Origin of the sequence: Aquipuribacter hungaricus (assembly GCF_037860755.1) — a bacterium.
In the GTDB taxonomy this organism is placed as follows: domain Bacteria; phylum Actinomycetota; class Actinomycetes; order Actinomycetales; family JBBAYJ01; genus Aquipuribacter; species Aquipuribacter hungaricus.
In genome coordinates this window covers 1-936 of sequence record NZ_JBBEOI010000468.1, presented here as the reverse complement: position 1 = coordinate 936, position 936 = coordinate 1, and the positions used below count along the sequence as shown (strand labels likewise).

The following is a 936-nucleotide window of genomic DNA, read 5'->3' as shown; positions in this document are numbered from 1 at the left end:
ACGGCCCCGCGGAGTCCGCCCGGGTCGCCGCGCGGCTGGTCGACGCGCAGGCCTCCGGTGCGGCCGCCCTGGTCCGCGACCTGCCCTGGGGCGCCGGCGACGACCGCTGGCCCGACCGCGTGCTGGCCGGGATGGCCAGGCTCGCGCTGCTCGTGACCGCCTGGCGCACCGTCGCGGGTGGCGTGGCAGCCGGCAGGGTCGCGGCCGAGGTGGTGCGGAGCCGGGTGGGGTGGAGCACCTCGACCGGGGACGTCCTGGCCACGCCCGGCATCCCGGACCGGTGGCTCGTCGCCTGGCAGGTGGACGAGGCCGACGGCCGGCTGCTGACCCGCCGCGCCCACGTGCACGGCACGACGACCGGGCACGACCTGTACGTCCTGGCGTGGGGCGTCGGGGGGCAGCCGCCGGACACCGGCCTGCTCCCGGGCCAGGTGCTCGACGCCGACCTGCACGTGCACCCCGGCCGACCGCTGCGCGCGGTGGTCGGCGAGCGCCGCGGCGCGTCGACGGAGAACGACGGCGACCGCGCCCGGGGGGTCACCGTGGCGCGGGCGACCGCCACGCTCGCCGCGGCACTGGCGCGCGACCCGTGGGTGAGGGCCGTCCCCGTCGTCCTGTCCGGCGTCCGTCCGGCCCGCGGGCCTGCAGGGTGGACGGCCGTCGACGCGGACGGCGCCGGCCTGCCCCTGCTCGGCGCGGACGCCCCGCTGGGATGGCTCGCGGCGTCGGGCGGCCACCCGTCGACCGTGGCGGGCGAGCTGTCGCCCGCCGGGCTGCGGCTGCGTGCCGTGCTCGACACGGAGCAGGTGCGGCCGTGACCGACCAGGCGGACGCCACAGACGCGCCGGGCGGGACGGCGGGCCCGGACCTGGCGACCGCGTGGCGCGGCCTCGTCGCGGCGGCCCTGCTCGGCACCGACCGCTCCGGCGGCCAGCC

The 936-nt window shown here is 80.8% G+C and carries 1 pseudogene; it reads left to right on the top strand.

Annotation, left to right across the window (positions count from 1 at the left end):
• Window positions 1-818, top strand: a pseudogene (locus WCS02_RS20665) (SWIM zinc finger family protein); the annotation flags it as partial.
• Window positions 819-936: the final 118 nt, after the last annotated feature.